At 72.2% G+C, this 21473-nt stretch carries 11 protein-coding genes; 5 read left to right on the forward strand and 6 right to left on the reverse strand.

Annotated elements, in window-relative coordinates; all coding sequences use genetic code 11:
* Nucleotides 1-2: 2 nt before the first annotated feature.
* Genes ACFWB8_RS00715 through ACFWB8_RS00725 form a run of 3 tightly spaced genes read right to left on the reverse strand, consistent with a single transcriptional unit; the run spans nt 3 to nt 3297 of the window.
* The gene (locus ACFWB8_RS00715; protein WP_385220377.1) at nt 3-1307 is read right to left on the reverse strand and encodes an acetyl-CoA carboxylase biotin carboxylase subunit family protein; all 1305 of its coding nucleotides are present in this window, start codon (nt 1305-1307) and stop codon (nt 3-5) included.
* The gene (locus ACFWB8_RS00720; RefSeq protein ID WP_385220380.1) at nt 1304-2305 is read right to left on the reverse strand and encodes a class I SAM-dependent methyltransferase; all 1002 of its coding nucleotides are present in this window, start codon (nt 2303-2305) and stop codon (nt 1304-1306) included. The genes ACFWB8_RS00715 and ACFWB8_RS00720 overlap by 4 nt, the downstream gene beginning before the upstream one ends.
* On the reverse strand, nt 2302-3297 hold the full coding sequence (locus ACFWB8_RS00725) for a pyridoxal phosphate-dependent aminotransferase (RefSeq protein ID WP_385220383.1): 996 nt from the start codon (nt 3295-3297) through the stop codon (nt 2302-2304). The genes ACFWB8_RS00720 and ACFWB8_RS00725 overlap by 4 nt, the downstream gene beginning before the upstream one ends.
* Nucleotides 3298-3501: 204 nt before the next feature.
* On the opposite strand from ACFWB8_RS00725, the gene ACFWB8_RS00730 reads away from it, so the two are divergent.
* Nucleotides 3502-6312, forward strand: coding sequence for a BTAD domain-containing putative transcriptional regulator (locus tag ACFWB8_RS00730; RefSeq protein WP_385220385.1), 2811 nt, complete (start codon nt 3502-3504; stop codon nt 6310-6312).
* Here ACFWB8_RS00730 and ACFWB8_RS00735 read toward each other — a convergent pair.
* A complete protein-coding gene (locus ACFWB8_RS00735; protein ID WP_385220388.1) occupies nt 6248-6688 on the reverse strand; it encodes a Fur family transcriptional regulator in 441 nt (146 codons plus the stop codon). The genes ACFWB8_RS00730 and ACFWB8_RS00735 overlap by 65 nt on opposite strands.
* Nucleotides 6689-6840: 152 nt before the next feature.
* On the opposite strand from ACFWB8_RS00735, the gene katG reads away from it, so the two are divergent.
* Nucleotides 6841-9069, forward strand: a complete 2229-nt coding sequence (gene katG, locus ACFWB8_RS00740) for a catalase/peroxidase HPI (protein ID WP_385220391.1) — start codon at nt 6841-6843, stop codon at nt 9067-9069.
* 40 nt (nt 9070-9109) lie between these two features.
* Here katG and ACFWB8_RS00745 read toward each other — a convergent pair whose 3' ends face one another.
* Nucleotides 9110-10429, reverse strand: a complete 1320-nt coding sequence (locus ACFWB8_RS00745) for a M1 family metallopeptidase (RefSeq protein ID WP_385220393.1) — start codon at nt 10427-10429, stop codon at nt 9110-9112.
* Nucleotides 10430-10457: 28 nt separating this feature from the next.
* Complete coding sequence (locus tag ACFWB8_RS00750; RefSeq protein ID WP_385220396.1) at nt 10458-14381, reverse strand: Pls/PosA family non-ribosomal peptide synthetase; 3924 nt, start codon at nt 14379-14381, stop codon at nt 10458-10460.
* A 403-nt stretch (nt 14382-14784) separates the two neighbouring features.
* Here ACFWB8_RS00750 and ACFWB8_RS00755 point away from each other — a divergent pair, with 403 nt between their 5' ends.
* The 3 genes from ACFWB8_RS00755 to ACFWB8_RS00765 all read left to right on the forward strand — a co-directional run bounded on the left by ACFWB8_RS00755 (nt 14785) and on the right by ACFWB8_RS00765 (nt 21368).
* Nucleotides 14785-16443, forward strand: coding sequence for a glycosyltransferase (locus ACFWB8_RS00755; RefSeq protein ID WP_385220399.1), 1659 nt, complete (start codon nt 14785-14787; stop codon nt 16441-16443).
* Between the two features lie 14 nt (nt 16444-16457).
* Complete coding sequence (locus ACFWB8_RS00760; RefSeq protein WP_385220402.1) at nt 16458-19454, forward strand: SGNH hydrolase domain-containing protein; 2997 nt, start codon at nt 16458-16460, stop codon at nt 19452-19454.
* 243 nt (nt 19455-19697) lie between these two features.
* Nucleotides 19698-21368 (forward strand): carbohydrate binding domain-containing protein, encoded by a 1671-nt coding sequence (locus tag ACFWB8_RS00765; RefSeq protein WP_385220405.1) that lies wholly within the window; start codon nt 19698-19700, stop codon nt 21366-21368.
* Nucleotides 21369-21473: the final 105 nt, after the last annotated feature.

Raw genomic sequence — 21473 nt, forward strand, 5'->3', positions numbered from 1 at the left:
GCTCACGGACGTGCCTGGGACTGTGCGCGTCCCGCCACCCTGAATACCTTCGTGTCGGGCTCGGACACCGGCTCCCACGCCAGGTCGTACTCGTCGACGACCCGCATGATCGCGCGTTCGATCTCCGCTCCGCTGCCCGCACGGAACCGGTAGCGCCCGCCGGTCTCCTTGGCCCCGCCGGTGCCGTTGAGGACGGCACCCGGCTCGGGCAGGACCTCCGCGTACATCGGGGGCACCCGGTCGATGAGCGAGGTCGTCGACAGCACCCGGCAGGGCCTGACCGGCGGCTCCGGCATCAGCAGGTAGCCGCCGGCCTCGCTCGCGAGGTCGAGATCGGGCAGCGACAGGGACTCACCCAGTGACAGCCGGGTGGCGGCGTCGAACAGATCGAACCCGTAGACCTCACGCCACAGGAGGGGCAGTTCCGCGCCTCCCGCCCGCGCGGCCACCTCGAGGAAGACCAGCCCGTCGTATTCGCCCGGGCCGGTCGGCTCGACCGCGAACACCTCGAGATGGAACGCGCTGCTGCGTACCCCGAGGGCGGCCAGCGCCACCTCCGAGTACCCGACCAGCCGTTTCTCCAGTGCGGGGTCGTCGCTGGTGACGGAGCCGAACGGGTCGCCCAGGGCGTATTCCAGGCAGGTGTTGAGCAGCCGGAAGGCTCTCAGCACCCGCACGGTCCCGTCCTGCACGATGCCGTCGACCTGGTACATCGTCCCGGTGACGAACTCCTCGCAGACGTAGTTCTCCAGCGGCGAGGCCAGCGTCTCCTCCAGCGAGGAGAGGGAGTTGATCAGGAAGATGCCCTGACTTCCCGACCCGTCGCGGGGCTTGAGTACGACGGGGAAGCCGGTCCGCTCGGCGAACCGGCGGACCTGCTCGGGCGAGTCGGCGTCGACGAACCGCGGTACCCGCAGGCCCGCGGAGGCGACGAGCTGTTTCATCGTCACCTTGTCGCGTACCCGCTCGACCTCGGCGGGGCCGGGCCCCGCCACCCCCAACAGCTCGCGCAGGGCGGCCGCGACCTCCAGTTCACGCTCGAACAGCGCCACGATGTGGTCCAGGGGGCCGAACCGGCGGACGATGCCGAGGGCCAGCTCCGACACCGCCGCCCAGTCCGCGAGGTCGTCGACGACGGCCACGGTTTCGGCCCGGTCGGCGTCGACGCCCGTGCGGCCCCCCGCAGCGGTGATGTAGGCGACCCGGTCGACGGTGTGATCGACGTAGTCGGTGTAGCGGCAGCCCGCTTCCTCGTCGAAACGGTTGAGGACGAGGATGTGCCTGCCCGGGGCGGTCCGTTCGCTCATGCGCCCGGCAGCTCACGGGTGAGGTGCATCAGGGCGGTGTACGGCGGGAGGTCGAAGTCGATGACGTCCGCGCGCTGCCAGCCCGCCTCGGCCAGGACGTCGTTCCACTCGTCCAGCGAAGGAATCGCCTGGCCCATGACGGCGTGCGCCGTCTCGAACCCGAGCGTGAAGATCGGGTGCGGCTCGGTGGCCGCGAGGTCGGAACGGTAGGTGTCGCAGATGATCAGGTCGGTCGCCGCCGGGAACGCCTCGCCGATCATCTTCAGGCTCGCCAGGCACTCCTCGCGGGGCCACAGGTCGTGGCCCATCATGAAGGAGCACACGAAGTCGACCTGGCTGAACTCCGGCTGGTACTCCATCCGCGTCGCGTCGCCGTGGAACACCGATATGCGGTCGCCGAGACCGGCGTTCGCGACCGACTCCGTGGCCAGCGCCACCGCGCCCTTCGCGTAGTCCACACCGATCCCGCGGAACTCCGGGTCGCGCGCGGCGAGCTTGATCAGCCGTTCGCCGCTTCCGCAGCCGAGGTCGGCGCCGCGGGTGAGCCCGCGGTCCGCGATGATCTTGTAGAACGTCGGGTCCACGTAGGAGAAGCCGGCGTCCCGCGCGGCCAGGCCGATCGCCTTGTAGTCGCGCACCACGAAGTCCCCGGTGCGGTTTTCGTTCTTGACGAGTTCCGGCATGTTCCGGAACATCTCGCCGCATCCCTTGGTGAGCCAGTAGAAGAAGCCCTTCTTGGCCCAGGTGTCGGCGAAGAGCGGGCCGGGTGCGGCCGACGTACGCCCGGGGCCGAGCACGACGATCTCGGCGATCGCCAGTCCTCGGGCGATCGCCTCCACCGAGGGTGCGTCAAGGTCGTGCTCCCGGGCGAAGTCGGCCAGGTTCACCGGCTGCTCCGAGGAGTCCAGCCGGTCCAGCAGGCCCAGTTCCCAGGCGGCCGAGATGGCGTAGGCCGTGAGCGTGTTGTTGTAGACGTCATCGATGACGGGACTGGTCATTGTTCCCCCACATGTGCGGTCTGGGCGGCAGCGAGAACGTCGTCGACTGCCGCGATGAGAGTGGCGACCTCGGTGGCGGTGCCCACGGTCACGCGCAGGTCGGCGCCGACCGGTTGGACACGGACACCGCGGTCGAGGAGATCGGTGGCCCACGAGGGCCGGCCGTACGGAGGCCGGACGAAGAGGAAGTTGGCCTGGCTCGGTGTCACGTCGAAGCCGCGCCGGGCCAACGCGTCGGCCAGCGCTTCCCGGTTGCGCCGGTTCAGGGCGCGGCGCTCCTGCGCTAAGGCCGGGTCGGCCAGTGAGGCGAGGGCGGCGGTGCAGGCGGCGGTGCTCACGCTGAACGGCGTCTGGAGCGATCGGAGCGCGCCGATCAGGCCGGCGTTGCCGACGGCGTAGCCGATCCGCAGGCCGGCCAGCCCGTGGATCTTCGAGAACGTCCTGGTGGTCAGTACGTTGGGCAGCTCGGACAGGGCGCCGAGGGAGGGCTCGTCCTCGTCGACGTCCGCGTAGTCGTGGTAGGCCTCGTCGTTGAGCACGACGGTCGTGTCGGGCAGGCCGCCCGCCAGGTCGGCGATCGTCTGCCTGGGCCGTGTGGCACCCGTGGGATTGTGCGGGTTGGACAGGGCCACGAGCCCGACGGACGTGCCCGCCAGGTGCTTCGCCAAGTCCTCGGTCGGCGCCCACGGTCGGGTGAGGGCCGGGGTACCGCACTGGTCGCCCAGGATCGAGTAGAGCTCGAACTCGGGCTCGTGGAAGAAGGCGGCCCGGGCCGGCGTCGTGAACGCCCGCCAGGCCAGGCTGATGATCTCGGCACTGCCCGCACCCACCAGGACCCGGTTCAGCGGTACGTCGTACAGCTCCGCGATCGCGGTCTCCAAGGCGCTGGAAGGAACCGGATAACGGTGCAGTTCCGGCACCAACGCGTGCAGAGCATCGGCGACACCGGCGGACGGACCCTGCGGGTGTTCATTGGCATGCAGGCGCAGCATCACGAGGCGTTCACCAACGAAATGCGTGCGTTCCCCAGCCCCAAGCATGCATCGGCCTCGACCACGTCTCGTTTCCCCTTCGATTCGACTTCGATTAGCCTAGGAAGCGCCACTGGACGGCGACTGGACGGGAACTGGACGGCACCTCGAGCGCCGCAACGGACCTCGACGGCCAGGGCGGTGAAAGGTGCGGGGGGAGCACACGTGCAGATCCAGTTACTGGGCCCGGTGCGGGTCTTACAGGGCGATGCCCGGATCGACATTCCGACGGCGGGCCGACGGGCGGTGCTCGGCCTGCTCGGACTGGCGTCGGGCAGGGTGGTGTCCAGGGCGGAGCTGATCGAGGCCCTGTGGCAGAACGATCCGCCCAGCAGCGCGGTCAACGTCATCCAGACCCACGTCAAGCACCTGCGACAGCTGCTCGAACCCGAACGGCCGCCCCGTGCGCCGAGTTCGCTGCTCCCGTCGGTCGGCGACGGGTACGGGCTGCGCACCGAGGGCTGCGACATCGACGTCCTCTCGTTCCGCTCGGGCGTCAGCCAGGCCGCCGAGGCCCGGCAGGCGGGGGACCACGCGCGGGCCCTCGCGCTGTTCGATGCCGCGCTGGGGCTGTGGCGGGCGTCCTCTCCCCTGTCCGACGTCCCCGCCCTGGCGACCCACCCCTCGGCCCTCGCGCTGGTCGAGGAGCGGTTCGCGGCGCTGGCCGCCAAGGGCGAGACCCTCCTGGCCGCCGGAGCGGCCGAGGAGGCGGTCGCGCTCTTCGAACAGGCCGCGCACGCACGTCCCCTGGACGAGGCGGCCCTGGCCCGGCTCATCCGCGGGTACGAGGCCGCGGGAAGGCGCGCGGCGGCCATCGGCACCTACCACGAGGTCCGGCGCCGGCTGTCCGACGAACTCGGCATCAGTCCGGGCACGGAGCTGGTCTCCGCCTACAGCGAGCTCCTGGTGGAGGACACCGGGCCGCGCACCTCGAAGGCGGTGCGGCGGCTGGTGCCCGCGACCCTGCCGGGGGACGTGAGCGACTTCGTCGGCAGGCAGCGCGAACTCGCCTTCCTGGACCAGGCCCTCCTGGCCGACGCCCTCGGCACCGCGGTGCCCATCGCGGTGGTGTCGGGAACGGCCGGAGTCGGCAAGACGGCGTTGGCGCTGCACTGGTCGCACCTGGCCCGGGCTCGGTTCCCGGACGGCCAGCTCCATGTCGACCTGCGGGGCTACGACCCGCAGCAGCCGCTGTCCGGCGGGGACGCACTGTCCAGGCTGCTGTCCGCGCTGGGCCTGCCCGCCCACGAGATCCCGCTCGAGATGGCCGACCGGGTGACCCGGTACCGGACCGAGGTCAGCGGACGCCGCATCCTCATCGTCCTGGACAACGCCTCCTCGGTGGACCAGGTCCGGCCGCTGCTGCCCGGCACCGGATCCTGCGCGGTCCTGGTGACCAGCCGGGACGCCCTGGGCGAACTCGTCGCCCGGCACGGCGCCCGGCGCCTGGGCCTGGACCTCCTCCCCATGAGCGACTCCCTGGACCTGCTGCGCAGGCTGATCGGCGATCGCGTCGACAGCGAACCGGAGGTCGGCGAGGCGCTGGCCGCCCAGTGCGTGGGGCTGCCGCTGGCGCTGCGCGTGGCCGCGGAACTCGCCGCGACGCTGCGCACGACCCCCCTGCCGTACCTGGTGTCGGAACTGGCCGACCGCCGCAGGCGGCTGGACATGCTGGACTCGGTCGGCAACCCGATCAGCGCGGTCTTCTCCTGGTCCTACCAGCACCTGCCCGCGACCGCGGCGCGGATGTTCCGGCTGCTGGGCCTCCAGCTGGGTCCCCACATCTCGCTGAGCGCCTCGGCCGCCCTCGCCGGGCGCACTCCGGAAGACACCCGTACGGCCCTGACCATGCTCACCCGCGCACACCTGGTCCACATGACCGGTCCGGACCGGTACGGCATGCACGACCTGCTGCGGGCGTACGCCATCGACCTCGCCCATGGCGACGTCACACCGGTGGACCAGGCCAGGGCCCAGCAACGGCTCGTCGACTACTACCTCCACACCGCGTACGTCGCCGGCGCGATGCTGGACCATCGCGATCCGGTCGAGGTCCCCACGCCCGCGCTCGGGGTGCCGCTGGTGTCCTTCGCCGACCGCGACAGCGCGCTGGCCTGGTTCGCCTCCGAGCACCAGACCCTGCTGTGCGCGGTCGACTCGGCCCGCGACACCCATGTGGGGCACCTGGCCCGGGCCATGTCGACGTACCTCGAACAGCGCGGGCACTGGCACGACTGGGTCGCCACCCAGCACGCCGCGCTCGCCGCCGCGTACCGGCTGGAGGACCGGCCGGGCATCGCGGCGGCGCACCGCGAACTGGGCCGTGCGGGCGCGAGGATGGGCCGCCACGACGAGGCCGACCGCCTGCTGCGCCGGGCCGTCGCGCTGTTCGAGGAACTCGACGATCCGCTGGGCCAGGCGCACTGCCACAACACCCTGACCCTGGTGTTCGAGCGACAGCACGACTTCCTCCGGGCCCTGGAGCAGGCCGCGTTGGCGTTGACGAAGTACCGGGCCGCGGACAACCTGGTCGGCGAGGCCAGGGCGCTCAACAACATGGGCTGGTGCAACACGCAGCTCGGCCGGTACGCCGCGGCGGTCAGCTGCTGCGAGAGCGCCCTCGCCCGCCAGCGGGAGATCGGCGACCGCAGCGGTGAGAGCGCCACCTTGGACACCTTGGGCTTCGTGCACCACAACGTCGGCCGGCACCAGCAGGCCATCGCGTGCTTCGAACGGGCCCGCGACATCTACCGCGAGTTCGGCGACCGGTTCAACGAGGCATCGCTGCTGACCCACCTCGGCGACACCGCCCACGCCGCGGGCGATCCCGCCGCCGCCGGGGACGCCTGGCAGGAGGCCCGGGACATCCTCGTCGAGCTCGGCCACACCGGTTCCGCGGACCAGCTCGCCGTCAAGCTCGGCGACCTGGCCCAGGCGTCGTCTGCGCGCAGGCCGGGCACAGGCCCCGGTAGGTGACCCGGGCGTCGCTCACCGTGAAGCCGAACCGCTCCTGCGCCGGGAGTCGCTCCAGCGGGTCGCCGGTCGGGTGGACGTCGCGGATCAGGCCGCAGCCGGAGCAGACGAGGTGCTCGTGCGGGTGGTGGGCGTTGGGGTCGTAGCGCTTCGCGCGGCCGTCCGTGGAGACCTCCACGACCTCGCCGAGGGCGACCAGCTCGCCCAAGGCGTTGTAGACGGTCGCGCGGGAGATCTCGGGCAGCAGCCGCACCGCGCGGGCATGCACCTCATCGGCGGTGAGGTGCACGTGGTCGCCGTCGAGGACTTCCGCGACGACTCGTCGCTGGGACGTCATCCGCCAGCCGCGCCCGCGCAGCCGCTCCAGCAGATCACTCATGTCGGCTCACCTGTTTCCGGTTCGTCGGGATGCCCGAAGTTCGTCGAGTGCGTCCGAAATCCGATGGGATATGGGCTTGGTGGACTTCTTGACTTGGATTTGGTCCATCGTAGGATCGGGTCCGTTGATGGGCCAAGGGACAGGAAGATGCCATGTCTGAGAACCATGACGCAATCGTCGTAGACGCCAAGACGGAGGGTGGAGGCTGCCCCGTCGCACACGATCGTGCCCCCCACCCGACCCAGGGCGGCGGAAACCGCCAGTGGTGGCCGGAGCGGCTCAATCTGAAGATCCTCGCCAAGAACCCCGCCGTGGCCAACCCCCTCGGTGAGGAGTTCGACTACGCCGAAGCGTTCAAGACCCTCGACCTCCCGGCGGTGAAGCAGGACATCGCGGAGGTGCTGACCACCTCGCAGGACTGGTGGCCCGCCGACTTCGGCCACTACGGCCCCTTCATGATCCGGATGGCCTGGCACAGCGCGGGCACCTACCGGATCAGCGACGGCCGCGGCGGCGCCGGCGCCGGCCAGCAGCGCTTCGCCCCCCTCAACAGCTGGCCGGACAACGGCAATCTCGACAAGGCCCGCCGCCTGCTGTGGCCGGTGAAGAAGAAGTACGGCAAGAGCCTCTCGTGGGCCGACCTCATGATCCTCGCCGGTAACGTCGCCCTGGAGTCGATGGGCTTCGAGACCTTCGGCTTCGGCGGCGGTCGCGCCGACGTCTGGGAGCCCGACGAGGACGTGTACTGGGGTCCCGAGACCACCTGGCTCGGCGACGAGCGCTACACCGGCGACCGGGAGCTGGAGAGCCCCCTCGGCGCGGTCCAGATGGGCCTCATCTACGTCAACCCGGAGGGCCCGAACGGCAATCCGGACCCGCTCGCCGCGGCGCGCGACATCCGCGAGACGTTCCGCCGGATGGCCATGAACGACGAGGAGACGGTCGCCCTGATCGCGGGCGGCCACACCTTCGGCAAGACCCACGGCGCGGGCCCGGCCGACAGCGTCGGCCCCGACCCCGAGGCCGCCCCGATCGAGGCGCAGGGCTTCGGCTGGAGCAGCTCCTTCGGTACCGGCAAGGGTGGCGACGCGATCACCAGCGGTCTCGAGGGCATCTGGACGAACACCCCGATCACCTGGGACAACAGCTTCTTCGAGATCCTGTTCGGCTACGAGTGGGAGCTGTTCGAGAGCCCCGCCGGTGCCCACCAGTGGCGGCCGAAGGAGGGCGCCGGGGCGGGCACCGTGCCCGACGCGCACGACCCGTCCAAGAGCCACGCCCCGACGATGCTGACGACCGACCTCTCGCTCCGGTTCGACCCGGCGTACGAGCGGATATCCCGGCGCTTCCTGGAGAACCCCGCCGAGTTCGCCGACGCCTTCGCCCGGGCCTGGTTCAAACTGACCCACCGCGACATGGGTCCGGTCGTGCGCTACCTCGGTCCGGAGGTGCCGGCCGAGGAGCTGCTGTGGCAGGACCCCCTGCCGGCGGTGACGCACGAGCTCGTCGGAGCCGACGACATCGCCTCCCTCAAGGAGCGGATCCTCGCCTCGGACCTGTCGGTGTCCCAGCTCGTCTCCACCGCGTGGGCCTCGGCCTCGTCCTTCCGCGGCAGCGACAAGCGCGGCGGCGCCAACGGCGCGCGCATCCGCCTCCAGCCGCAGAGCGGGTGGGAGGTCAACGACCCCGACCGGCTGGCGACGGTCCTGCGCACCCTGACGGGGATCCAGGAGTCCTTCAACTCCGCCCAGAGCGGCGGCAAGCGGGTCTCGCTCGCCGACCTGATCGTGCTCGCGGGCGCCGCCGCCGTCGAGCAGGCCGCCAAGGACGCCGGTTTCGACGTCGAGGTCCCCTTCACGCCGGGCCGCGCGGACGCCTCGCAGGAGCAGACCGACGTGGAGTCCTTCGCCGCGCTCGAGCCGGCCGCCGACGGTTTCCGCAACTACCTCGGCAAGGGCAACCGCCTGCCGGCCGAGTACCTGCTGATCGACAAGGCGAACCTGCTGAACCTGAGCGCCCCCGAGCTGACGGTCCTCGTCGGTGGCCTCCGCGTCCTGGGCGCGAACCACCAGCAGTCCCCGCTCGGTGTCCTGACGACGACCCCCGGGTCGCTGACCAACGACTTCTTCGTCAACCTGCTCGACCTGGGCACGACGTGGACGGCGGCCTCCGGGGACGCGAACACCTTCGAGGCCCGCGACCGCGCCACGGGCCGGGTCAAGTGGACCGGCACCCGGGCCGACCTCGTCTTCGGGTCGAACTCGGAGCTGCGCGCGCTCGCGGAGGTCTACGCGAGCGACGACGCGAAGGAGAAGTTCGTGAAGGACTTCGTCGCCGCGTGGGACAAGGTGATGAACCTCGACCGGTTCGACCTCGTCTGATCACGACGTCCGGGCCGGCCCGAACCGGCCGGCCCGGACGTCACGGCAACGGCGGCAGGGACGGCTCGTACAGCCAGGCCGAGTACAGGTCGTCCAGCGGCTCGGCCGCGTAGCCGGCCGCGTGGGCGGTGAAGGCGGCGGTGCTCACCACGCCGTGGCGGTACACGACGGCCCAGTCCCGCAGCATCCGGAAGAACGCCGCGTCGCCCAGGGCGCGGCGGATCGCGTGCACGGCGAGCCCCCCGCGCTCGTACAGGCGGTCGTCGAACATCAGCTTGCGGCCCGGGTCGACCAGCCGGAGATCCTGCGGCCGGGAGGCCAGCAGCCGGTGGGCGGCGGCCGCCAGCTCGTGCGCGGTGCGGCCGCCGGAGCGCTCCGACCAGAGCCATTCCGCGTACTTCGCGAAGCCCTCGTTCAGCCAGATGTGCCGCCAGTCGGCGATGGTCACGCTGTTGCCGAACCACTGGTGCGCCAGCTCGTGGGCGATGAGCCGCTCCGAACCGCGCACCCCGTCCACGTGGTTGGCGCCGAACAGCGAGAGGCCCTGGGCTTCCACCGGGACGTCGAGTTCCTCGTCGGCGACGACCACGGCGTACTCGCCGAAGGGGTAGGGCCCGAACAGTTCCTCGAACAGCCGCATCATGGCGGGCTGCCGGGCGAAGTCGCGGGAGAACCTCGGCAGCAGGTGGACCGGCACGTGGGCGCTCTGCGGGACGCCGCCGAGCCCGGGATCTCCGAGCAGCACCGTCTGGTACATGCCGATGGACAGCCCGACCAGGTAGCTGGAGGTCGGCGCGGACTGCTCGTACACCCAGGTGGTCGTGCTGGCCTTCGTCGTCCTGGTGAGCAGCCGGCCGCCGGCCACCACCGTATAGGCGGAAGGGGTGTTGACCGAGATGTGGTACGAGGCCTTGTCGGCGGGCCGGTCGTTGCACGGGTACCAGGACGGCGCGCCGACGGGCTGGCTGGCCACCAGCGCGCCGTCGGTCAGCTCCTCCCAGCCGAGGCCGCCCCAGGGGCTGCGCACCGGTTTGGGGTTGCCCGCCCAGTGCACCTCCACGGTGAAGGCGGCGCCGGCGGGCAGTGGCTTGGCCGGCCGGATGCGCAGCTTGCCGCCCCGGTGGCTGTGGTGCGGCGCCCGGCCGTTCAACAGGACCCGGCCCGTTTTGAACTCGGCCAGGTTGAGGTGGAACTCGGCGAGCGGTGCCCGCCCGGCGATCGCACTGAGCCGGGCCGTCCCGGCCAGCCGGTTGGGGCCGGGCCGGTATTCCAGAGCGAGTTCGTAACGGTGCACACGGTAACGGGAATCGCCGTTGGCCGGAAAGTACGGGTCCGATACCGCTGTCTGCTGGCCGTTCACTGCCGCTTCCGTTTCCGTTCTGGCCCTGTCAGGGCCGCCACGCCTCGATCGGATTGCCCAGCCACCGGGTGTCGGCGGGGACGGATTCCCCGGCCATCACGAGCGAGGCGGGACCCAGTGTGCTGCGGGCCCCGATCGTGCTCCCGGGCAGGACGATGCCGCCCGGGCCCAGGGTGGCGCCCTCACGGAGGACCACAGTATCCGTCCTCAAGATCCGGTCGTGGAAGAGGTGTGTCTGCAATACACAGCCGCGGTTCACGCTGACCGCGTCGCCCAGTGAGACCAGGTCCGTCTCGGGCAGCCAGTAGCTCTCGCACCACACGCCCCGGCCGATCCGGGCGCCGAGCCCGCGCAGCCACAGGGCCAGCAGCGGCGTGCCGGGCACCGATCCGGCCAGCCACGGCACGGCCAGCACCTCGACGAAGGTGTCCGCCAGCTCGTTGCGCCATACGAAGGAGCTCCACAGCGGGTGCTCCCCCGCCCGGTGGCGGCCCACCAGGAGCCACTTCGCGGCCACGCTGACCGCGCACGCGGCCGTGCCGGCGGCGATGAGGACCGCTCCGGACAGCAGCGCGGTTCCCCCGGTCCCCAGACCGCTCGCCGTGATCAGCGCACAGAGCGCCGCCACGGTCAGTACGGCCAGCGCGGCCGAGCAGCAGACCGGAACGAACCGGCACAGCTCCACCAGGCCGCGCGCCCACAGCAGTCGCGCCGGCGGATCGTAGGTCCGGCTCCGGTCGGCGGTCGCGGCGGACCGCGGCAGCCGGACCGGCGGCAGGCCGAGGTAGGAGCTGCCCTTCTTGGCCTTCTTCGGGGTGGCGGACAGTACGCCGACCAGCCCGTCATCGGGTACGGCGCGGCCCGGCGCGGTCATCCCGGAGTTGCCGAGGAAGGCACGGCGGCCGATCTCGGAGTGTCCGATCCGCACCCAGCCGCCGCCCAGTTCGCACGGGGCCGTCAGGGTGTCGTCGGCGAGGAACGCGCCTTCGCCCACGGTGGTGAGGCTCGGCAGCGCGAGGACGGTGGAGACCTCCGCGCCCCGGCCGATCTTCATGCCGAGCAGCCGCAGCCACACCGGAGTGATCAGCCCGGCGTAGAGGGGGAAGAGCGTTTCCCGGGAGAGGTCCATCAGCTGGGTGACCGTCCAGGCCTGCCAGCCGACCCGGCTGTGCGTGGGGTGGACCCCCGTACGCAGCCCCAGGCTGAGCAGACGTACCGAGACCAGCAGGAGCAGCGCGTACGCGAACCCGAAGGCGAGCGCGCCGGGCACCACCGCGAGCAGCGCTCCCCGCAGCGCCTGGGCGAACCCGGCGTCGGCGGGCACGAAGCGGCTCACCACGAGCAGGGCGGGCAGGGTCGCGAGCACGGGCAGGGCCGTGAGGCAGAAGCCGGTCGCCCCGTACATGGCGCGCCAGTGGACGGCGCGCGGCGGGCGCTCTCCCGGCCAGTTGTGCTTGGCCTTGCCGAGCTTGACGGCGGGCGCTCCGGCCCAGCGCTGGCCGGTCGGGACCTGTCCGACCACGGCGGAGCCGGGGGCGACCTCGGCGCGCTTGCCGACGCGGGCGCCGGGGAAGAGCATGCTGCGGGTGCCGACCACCGCGCCCGCCCCGACCTTGACCGGGCCGATCTCGAGGCGGTCGCCGTCGAGCCAGTGCCCGGAGAGGTCGACCTCGGACTCCACGGCGCAGCCGCGGCCGAGCTTGAGCATGCCGGTGACGGGGGGCAGCGAGTGCAGGTCCACCTCGGGGCCGACCTTGGCGCCGAGGGCCCGGGCGTAGCGCTCCAGCCAGGAGCCGGTGAGCGAGGTCGCGCCGACGTACTCGGCCAGCCGCTCGGCCGTCCACAGCCTCAGGTGCACGCTTCCGCCGCGCGGGTGGCGTCCGGCCTTGACCCCGCGCAGCAGCAGGCGCGCGCCGCCGGCCGCGAGGGCGAGGCGGCCCGGCGGGCTGTAGAGCAGCAGCGCGCCGGCGGCGACGAGCCACCACGAGGCGGTCGGCGCCCACGGGTACGCCCCGAACCGGTGCAGTACGTTGCCCAGGGCCAGCAGGGCCACCGTCCAGCGCAGGCCGACCAGGGTGAACAGCGGGAGCAGCAGGAGCGACTGGATCACCTTGGTCCGCAGCGGGACCGGCGCGATGGTGCGCGTCGCGCCGTCGTTCTGGGCGGACTTCTCCAGCCGGCGGGCCAGCTTGCGCAGGGTGGGCTGCTGGTAGATGTCGAGGACGGCCGCGCTCGGGTAGCGGGTGCGCAGCCGGGTGGTGAGCCGGGCGGCGGCGAGGCTGTTGCCGCCGATCGCGAAGAAGTCGTCGGCGGCGCCGGTGACGGCCACCCCGAGGGTCTCGCTCCACTGCTCGGCGAGCCAGGCCTCGGTGCCGTACAGCTGCTCGGCGTGACCGGTGTTCTCCGCTTCGGGCAGCGGCCAGGGCAGCGCGTCCCGGTCGACCTTGCCGGAGGTGCGGGTCGGCAGCTCGTCGACGGTCGCGAGCAGCGGGACGAGGGCCGCGGGCAGCTCTGCGCGCAGCCGCTCCACGGCGGCCGCGCGGTCCCAGCCCTCCTGGGTGACGAGGTAGCCGACGAGCAGCTGGTTGCCGCTGCGGGCGGTGCGTACGGCGGCGGCCGCGCCCGCGACGCCGGGCAGGGCCTGCAGCGCGGCGTCGACCTCGCCCAGCTCGATGCGGCGGCCGCCGAGCTTGATCTGCTCGTCGCCGCGGCCGAGGAAGACCAGTCCTTCCGGTTCGGCGCGCACGAGGTCGCCGCTGCGGTAGGCGCGCTCCCAGCCGAGGGATTCCAGCGGGGCGTACTTCTCGGCGTCCTTCGCGGGGTCGAGGTAGCGGGCGAGACCGACTCCCCCGATCACGAGTTGGCCGCTGCCGCCCATGGGCACCGGCTCGCCGGACTCGTCGACCACGGCCAGTTCCCAGCCGTTCAGCGGCAGGCCGATGCGGATCGGTTCCTCACCGGTCAGGAGCGAAGCACAGGCGACGACGGTGGCCTCGGTGGGGCCGTAGGTGTTCCAGACCTCGCGGCCCTCGGTGACCAGGCGCTGCGTGAGTTCGGGCGGGCAGGCCTCGCCGCCGAAGATCAGCAGCCGGACCTCGCCCAGCGCCTCGGGCTCCCAGAGTGCGGCCAGGGTCGGCACCGTGGAGACGACGGTGATCTCCTGTTCCACCAGCCAGGGGCCGAGGTCGGCGCCGCCGCGCACCTGGGAGCGGGGGACGGGCACGAGACAGGCGCCGTAGCGCCAGGCCAGCCACATCTCCTCGCAGGAGGCGTCGAAGGCGACGGACAGTCCGGCCATGACCCGGTCGCCGGGTCCGATCGGCTCGTCGGCGAGGAACAGGGCGGCCTCGGCGTCCACGAAGGCGGCGGCGCTGCGGTGGCTGACGGCGACGCCCTTGGGCTTGCCGGTGGAGCCGGAGGTGAAGATGATCCAGGCGTCGTGTTCGGGGCCGGGCCGCGCGGCGGAGCCGGCGGCGTCCGCGAGGCCGGTGGCGTCGATGCGCGCTCCGGCGCCCAGCACCGCCCGCACCCCGGCCTCGCCGAAGACCAGCTCCGCCCGTTCGTCGGGGTCCTCGGCATCGACGGGCACGTAGGCGGCGCCCGCGGCGAGGACGGCGAGGATGCCCGCGTACAGCTCGTTGGTCCCGGACGGCACGCGGACGCCGACCCGGTCGCCGAGCCCCACTCCGGCGGCTTCCAGGGCCCGTCGCCGGCGCTCGACCTCGGCGGCCAGCGCCCGGTAGGTCAGCTGGACGGTGCCGTCGTCGAGGGCGGGCTCGTCGGGGTACGCCCGTACGGAGGCCTCGAAGACGTCGACGAGGGTGCGCGCGGGGGCGGCGGGTCCGGCGGCGAACCGGGCGGACTTCCCGAATTCCCCGGAATCCCCGGCATCCCCGGGCACGTCCTCGTCTTCGAGCAGCCCGGGATCCCCGCGCTCAGGTGTGGCTGCCATCGGCCCTCGCGTCTCGTTCCCGGAACCTTCCGGGTCGGCGGGCGGAGCCCGGGTCTGCCCAGGTTGTTCCGGTCCAGCGCCAAACAACCCGCCAGTCTAGTGCGTCATCCAGCAACTTCTGGTTGATGTCTTGCGCGTGGCCGGAAGGAGCGGTATTGGGGCGGCCTTCCGCCCCACCGCGACGCGGTCTTCCCGGACTGTTCACCCCCCTGTGGCTTGCACCTTCCCGGACCGGTGGGGCGCGGTCGGTCAAATGAAGCCACTACAGAGGTCTGGACCATTTCAATCACGCCAACCCCGTGTGTCATTCCGTCCGTTGCACCGCTCTCGGGGCAATGGTCTACACCTTTGGCATTAGGGTGGGTCATCTGAAGCGGGCGCATACACAGCCGTGGGGGGCTTTATGACCGTTCATCATCTTCCGCAACCTCCTTCCGACGAAGAGCTCTACTGGTACTTCGGGCCGCAACGCCGCTGGGTCCTGGTCAGCACCTCGCTCGCCTTCGTGTTCACGGCGGCGACCATGTTCACCTTCGCGCTGCGCACCCCGGCCCTGTGGGCCTTCCTCGCGGTCCTCGGGCTCAATGTCGTGGCCCTCGCGCTCTCCTCGGTCAACAGCCTGCGCCAGCGCCGGCTGACCCGGCAGTCGCACGAGGTGCTCGTGCACGCCTGGCGGCCCGCCCAACTGCCCGGCGTGGACCTGTACCTGCCGACCTGCGGGGAACCGCTGCCCGTGCTGGCCAACGCCTACCGCGCGGTCGCGGCCGTCGACTGGCCCGGCGCGCTCACCGTCTGGGTCCTGGACGACGCCGACCGGCCCGAGGTCGCCGCGCTGGCGGCCTCGTACGGCCACGAGTACGTCGTGCGCCCCGACCGGGGGCACCTGAAGAAGGCAGGCAACCTCAACCACGCGCTCACCCTGAGCAGCGCCGAGTTCATCGCCATCCTCGACGCGGACTTCGCGCCCCGGCCGGACTTCCTGCGCCATCTCGTCCCCTACCTGGCCGATCCCGCCGTCGGCATCGTGCAGAGCCCGCAGTGCTTCGACACCGACGAGACGATGGGCTGGATCCAGCGGGCGGCCGGCTCCGCCCAGGAGTGGTTCTTCCGCTGGATCCAGCCGTCGCGCGACGCGAGCGACGCCGCCATCTGCTGCGGCAGCAACGCCGTCTACCGGCGCGCCGCGATCGACCTGGCCGGCGGCTTCGCCCGGCTCGACCACAGCGAGGACCTGTACACCGGACTCGCGCTCCACGAGCGGGGATTTCGCACCCTGTACGTACCGGTACTGGTCGCCAAGGGCACCTCGCCCGACCAGCTCACCTCCTTCGTCAACCAGCAGTACCGCTGGGCGATGGGCAACCTCCATCTGCTCTCCGCCCCCGTGCTGCGCCGGATGCGCGCGCCCTGGCGGATGCGGCTGTGCTTCTACGAGGGCATCGTCGGGTACCTGGCCACGGCGGTGAACACCTTCGCGGCGCCGCTGCCCCCGCTGGTGATGATGTTCTGGTACCCGGATCACATCCGGCCCTGGCACGTGCTGCCGCTCCTCGCCCCGCTGTGGCTCTGGCACGTGCTGCTGCCCCGGGTCAGCCGGACCCGCTGGCGGGTGGAGGTGATCCGGGCGAACGTCCTGACCAGCGTGGCCGCCGCGACCGCGTTCCTGCACACGCTGCGGGGCCGCAGCGCCGCCTGGGTGCCCACCGGCGCGCGGGGTGCGGCGGCGGGCGGGATGGCCCGCCGGGTGGTGGCCGTCTCACTGGTCTGGCTCGTCCTCTCCAACGGCGCGGCCGCCGCGGGCCTCGCGCTGGCCGTGGCCCGCAACGGCTGGGAGCCCAACTGGGGGCTGCTGCTCTACCTCCTGGTGCAGTGCCAGATCAACGTTCCGCTGATCCGGGACCTGACGGCCGAGCTGCGCACCCGCGTACGGCCCCGCCGGAGCTCCCGCACCGGGATGCTGCCCCGTCGCTGGCCCGAGACCATCGCCGCTTCGGCGGTCCTCCTGCTCACCGGCCTGCTGGCGTCCGGGTGGGTCAACCCGATGCTTCCCTGGCTGAGTTGAAAGGCGTCCACATCGTGTCGTTCCTCGTGGCACCCGGCCTGCGCCACCCCTGCGAACCGGCCTGCGGGTCCCGCTCCGGCGGCGAATCCGGGCCCAGCCCGCACCGCTCCGCCTTCCGGCCCGACATCGAGGGTCTGCGGGCGGTGGCCGTCCTCGCGGTCCTCGCGTTCCACGCCGGGATTCCGGGGGCGGCGGGCGGCTTCGTCGGCGTGGACGTCTTCTTCGTCATCTCCGGCTACCTGATCACCGGCCTGCTGGTCCGGGAGGCGATCACCACCGGGCGGATCCGGCTCGGGGACTTCTTCTCGCGAAGGGCCCGGCGGCTGCTGCCCTCCGCCGCCGTGGTGCTCGCCGCGGTGGCGCTGGCCGGGGCCTGGCTGACCGTACCGCTGCGCCGCGCCGACCTGGAGCACGACGTCGTCGCGGCGGCACTGTCCGTCGCCAACTGGCGCTTCGTCTCGCAGCAGACCGACTACCTCGCCGCCGGGCACGACCAGAGCCCGCTGCTGCACTTCTGGTCCCTGGCCGTCGAGGAGCAGTTCTATCTCCTCTGGGCCCCGTTGCTGGCGGTGATCGTGCTGTGCGCGGCCCGGGCGGTCCGCCGGGGCCGGGCCGTACGCTCCGCCGTGGCGCTCGTCACCGTCCTGCTGGCCCTCTTCTCATTCGTACTGTCCCTGGACTGGACCGACCGCTCCGCATCGCTCGCGTACCTCGCAACCCCTTCGCGCGTCTGGCAGTTCGGTGGCGGTGCGCTGCTGGCCCTGTTGCCCTGGCACCTGATGCGCGGGCCCGGGCCGCTGCGCCTGCTGTGCGGCTGGGCCGGGGCCGCGGCGATCGGCTGGTGCGTCGTGGCGTACGACGCCTCGACCCCGTACCCCGGCTTCGCGGCGCTCGTACCGACCCTGGGGACCGCGGCGGTCATCCTCGCCGCGATACCCGGCAGGGGCGAGCGGAGTGCGATCGGCGCGTACGGGGTCGGGCGGCTCCTCGCGGGGCGTGCGCCTCGCGCGGTCGGGCGGCTCTCCTACAACCTGTACCTGTGGCACTGGCCGGTACTCGTCCTCGCCGAGGCCCGGTTCGGGACGCTCGGCTGGCCGGCGAAGACCGCGCTGACGTCGGCGGCGGTACTGCCCGCCCTGGCCGCCATGCGCTGGGTCGAGCAGCCGCTGCGGCGCAGCCGTACGGTCCGCGAACTCCCCCGGCGCGGCCTGTCGGTGGGTGTGACGGCCATCGTGCTGCCGGTCGTGCTCGCCCTGGTGGTGGGCACCACCACGCTGCAACTGCTGGGCCCGGCCACTGCGGTCGAGCTGAACGGCCTGCCGCCGGGCGCCGCCTCCGGCCCCTCCCTGCTCGCCCGGACCCCCGGCGCACCGCTCGCGGACGGCCCGGTGGTGCCGGGTCCCGTGCAGGCGCGGAAGGACTTCCCGCCGGACGGGCCCTGCGAGGTAGCCCCGGCCGTGACACACAGCCCGGACTGCCTGTTCGGCGCGGTGGACAGCCCGGACCGGATCGTGCTGCTCGGCGATTCGCACGCCGGGCAGTGGTTCTCCCCGATGCTGGCGCTGGCCTCCCAACGGGGCTGGGCTCTGCAGGAGTTGGTCAAGCAGGGCTGCCCGCTGCCGCAGCTGGCGGTGGACAGCCCCCAGCTCGGCCGCGCCTACCGGGAGTGCGACACCTGGCGGGCGGACACCCTGGACCGGCTGCGCCGGCAGCCCAGGCCCCGCCTCGTCGTGATCTCCTCGCTCAACCGCTACACCGACGACCCCGGACTGCTGGAGGCGGGCTGGGAGAAGACGCTGGCGCCACTGCGGGAGCTCGGGGCGCCGATCGTCTACGTCGAGGACACCCCGGTACCCGGCACGGACATCCCGGCGTGCGTCTCCGGCGCACCCGAGTCACCCGACGCCTGTGCCTTCAGCCGCAAGGACGCCCAGCAGCCCGATCCGCTGGCGCGGCGGATCGCGTCCGGCGCGCTGCCCGGCGTACGGAGCATCAGCGTGAACCCGGTCCTGTGCCCGGGCAGCGGCCCGACCTGCCCGGCCGTGCTGGACCGGATCCTGCTGTACCGGGACGACGCCCACCTGACCAACGTGGCGGCCGTCGTGCTGACCTCGCGGCTGGAGCGGCTGCTCGCGGAGTCCGGCGCGCTGCCCGCCGCGGCCGGATCCGGGGCTCCCGGGGCGGACGGGTGGGTCCGGTTGCTGCGGGACGACTTCGACGGCCCGGCGGGCAGCGGGCCGTCCCCTGTGAACTGGATCCACGACACCGGCACCTGCTATCCGGGCTGCCCCGCCGCGCAGTGGGGCACCGGTGAGATCGAGACCATGACCGACCGGACCGACAACGTCCGCCTCGACGGGAAGGGCGCGCTGGAGATCGTGCCCACCCTGAAGGACGGCGAGTGGAGTTCGGGGCGCATCGAGACCAGGCGCTCCGACTTCGCGCCGCCGCCCGGCGGGATCCTGCGGATCGAGGCGTCGATCGCCCTGCCGGACGTGACCGGGGCGCGGGCGGCGGGCTACTGGCCCGCGTTCTGGACCCTGGGGGCGCCGCTGCGCGACGGGTACACGGGCTGGCCGGGCGTCGGGGAGCTCGACGTCATGGAGTCCGTGAACGGGCGGGACACCGTCTTCGGTTCCATGCACTGCGGCGTGCTCGAAGGGGGCCCGTGCGGGGAACCCGTGGGCCTGACCTCCGGTCCGCAGCCGTGCTCCGGGTGCCGTGCGGCGTTCCACTCGTACGCGGTGGAGGTCGACCTCTCCCCCGGCGCGCAAGAGGTGCGCTGGTACCTGGACGGCCGCGCGTACCACCGGGTGGCGGCCGACCGGATGGACGCCGGGACCTGGAAGCGGGCGGTGGACCACGGGCTGTTCCTCATCCTGAACGTGGCGGTCGGAGGCAAACTCCCGATGGCCGACGGCGCGACGGCGGGCCCGGCCACCGAACCGGGCCATCCGATGCGGGTCGACCACGTCACCGTCTCGGCCCGGAGCGGGGAGGCGCACCGCTAGGCAACCACCCTGACCGGCCCCGCAGTTGGGGCGCCTTCCCCCCTGGCGTCCTCCAGGGGGGAGGCGATCAGGTCAAGTTGGTCCAGACCTGTTGACGGCGGGCTATGCGGAGGATTAGGTTCCCAGCCACGAGGCGATCAGCACCGGCCGTGACCGCCTCCCCACGCTCTCCCCACGCCCTCCCGGCGGTCGGCGGCCACGGTTTCGCGCCGCTCCCCCCTCTTCCCCCCACGGAGGCATTTCTTGCGTACCCGTACCCGTACCCGCCTGGCCTACGGCCTCGGCGCCACCCTGCTCAGCGCGGCCGCGGTGCTGAGCGCTCCCGGCTCGGCGTTCGGCGCCAACCTCCTCACCAACGGCGGCTTCGAGGCCGGTACGCCGGCCGGCTGGTCCTGCGGCGGGGGCCTGGGCACCGTCGTGAGTTCGCCCGTGCACGGCGGCGGCAAGGCGCTGGCCGGGGCTGCCAGCGCCTCCGACAACGCCAAGTGCACCCAGACCGTCGCCGTCCAGCCCAACACCGCCTACACGCTGTCGGCCTGGGTCCGCGGCAGCTACGTGTACCTCGGCGTCACCGGCGGCGCGTCCACGTGGACCCCGTCCGCCACCGCCTACACGAAGCTCACCGTCTCCTTCACCACCGGCGCCTCCCAGACCAGCGCCGAGGTCTACCTCAACGGCTGGTACGGGCAGGGCACGTACTACGCCGACGACGTCACCCTGGAGGGCCCCGGCGGCGCCGCGGACACCGTCGCTCCGACCACGCCGGGCAGCCTCACCTCCACCGGCAAGACCTCCTCCAGCGTCTCGCTCGCCTGGACGGCCTCCACCGACAACGTCGGAGTCGCCGGCTACGACGTCTACCAGGGCGCCGACAAGGTGGCCACGTCCACCACGACCGGCGCGACCGTCGCCGGCCTCAACCCGGGCACCGCGTACACCTTCTCCGTGCGCGCCCGTGACCTGGCGGGCAACACCTCGGCCGCCTCCAATGCCGTCAGCGTCACCACCGGCAGCGGGACCACGCCGGCCGGCTTCAAGCAGGCCGCGCCCTACCTCTACCTCGGCTGGGGCAACCCGCCGAGCGCGACCACGGTCATGAACGCCACCGGGGCGAAGTGGTTCACCATGGCCTTCATCCTCTCCTCCGGCGGATGCAACGCGGCCTGGGACGGCCAGCGCCCGCTGACCGGCGGCGCGGACCAGAGCACCATCAACGCGGTCCGGGCGGCGGGCGGCGACGTCGTCCCGTCCATCGGCGGCTGGTCGGGCAACAAGCTCGGCCCCAACTGCGCCAGTGCCGCAGCCCTGGCCGGCGCGTACCAGCAGGTCATCAACGCCTACGGGCTCAAGGCCATCGACGTCGACATCGAGAACACGGACGAGTTCGAGAACGCCGTGGTCCAGGACCGGATCCTCGGCGCCCTGAAGATCGTCAAGCAGAACAACCCCGGCATCAAGACCATCCTCACCTTCGGCACCGCCACCTCGGGCCCGACCTCGTGGGGCAACCGCCTGATCGACCAGGCCAAGGTGCTGGGCGCCGACATCGACGTCTTCACGATCATGCCGTTCGACTTCGGCAACGCCTCCACCGACATGTACGCCAGTACGGTCAGCGCGACCGAGGGCCTCAAGACCAAACTCAAGTCCACCTTCGGCTGGGACGACTCCACCGCCTATGCCCACATCGGCATCTCCGGCATGAACGGCGTCAGCGACACGCAGGAGATCACCACCGTCCAGAACTGGACCGGCATCCGCAACTGGGCCAACTCCCACCACATCGCCCGGCTGGCCTTCTGGTCCGTCAACCGCGACCGCGGCTGCGCGGGCGGCGGACTGCAGGAGTCCTGCTCCGGCATCGCCCAGAACGACTGGCAGTTCACCTCCATCACGGCGGGCTTCACCGGCTGATCCGCAGCGGACGGAGCGGTCCGCGCACCACCCCTCGACGAGGCGCCTGACCTGGGATTCCCCCGGGCGGGCGCCTTCGTCGTACCCGGATCACCAGGTGGCCCG

The sequence above is a fragment of the Streptomyces sp. NPDC060031 genome, from assembly GCF_042736805.1.
GTDB lineage: Bacteria > Actinomycetota > Actinomycetes > Streptomycetales > Streptomycetaceae > Streptomyces.

What these genes read in the sequence shown, in the direction of transcription:
- katG (WP_385220391.1), top strand. Translation starts at nt 6,841, where the DNA reads ATGTCTGAGAACCATGACGCAATCGTCGTAGACGCCAAGACGGAGGGT.
- ACFWB8_RS00735 (WP_385220388.1), bottom strand. Translation starts at nt 6,688, where the DNA reads ATGAGTGATCTGCTGGAGCGGCTGCGCGGGCGCGGCTGGCGGATGACG.
- ACFWB8_RS00720 (WP_385220380.1), bottom strand. Translation starts at nt 2,305, where the DNA reads ATGACCAGTCCCGTCATCGATGACGTCTACAACAACACGCTCACGGCC.
- ACFWB8_RS00715 (WP_385220377.1), bottom strand. Translation starts at nt 1,307, where the DNA reads ATGAGCGAACGGACCGCCCCGGGCAGGCACATCCTCGTCCTCAACCGT.
- ACFWB8_RS00750 (WP_385220396.1), bottom strand. Translation starts at nt 14,381, where the DNA reads ATGGCAGCCACACCTGAGCGCGGGGATCCCGGGCTGCTCGAAGACGAG.
- ACFWB8_RS00725 (WP_385220383.1), bottom strand. Translation starts at nt 3,297, where the DNA reads ATGCTGCGCCTGCATGCCAATGAACACCCGCAGGGTCCGTCCGCCGGT.
- ACFWB8_RS00755 (WP_385220399.1), top strand. Translation starts at nt 14,785, where the DNA reads ATGACCGTTCATCATCTTCCGCAACCTCCTTCCGACGAAGAGCTCTAC.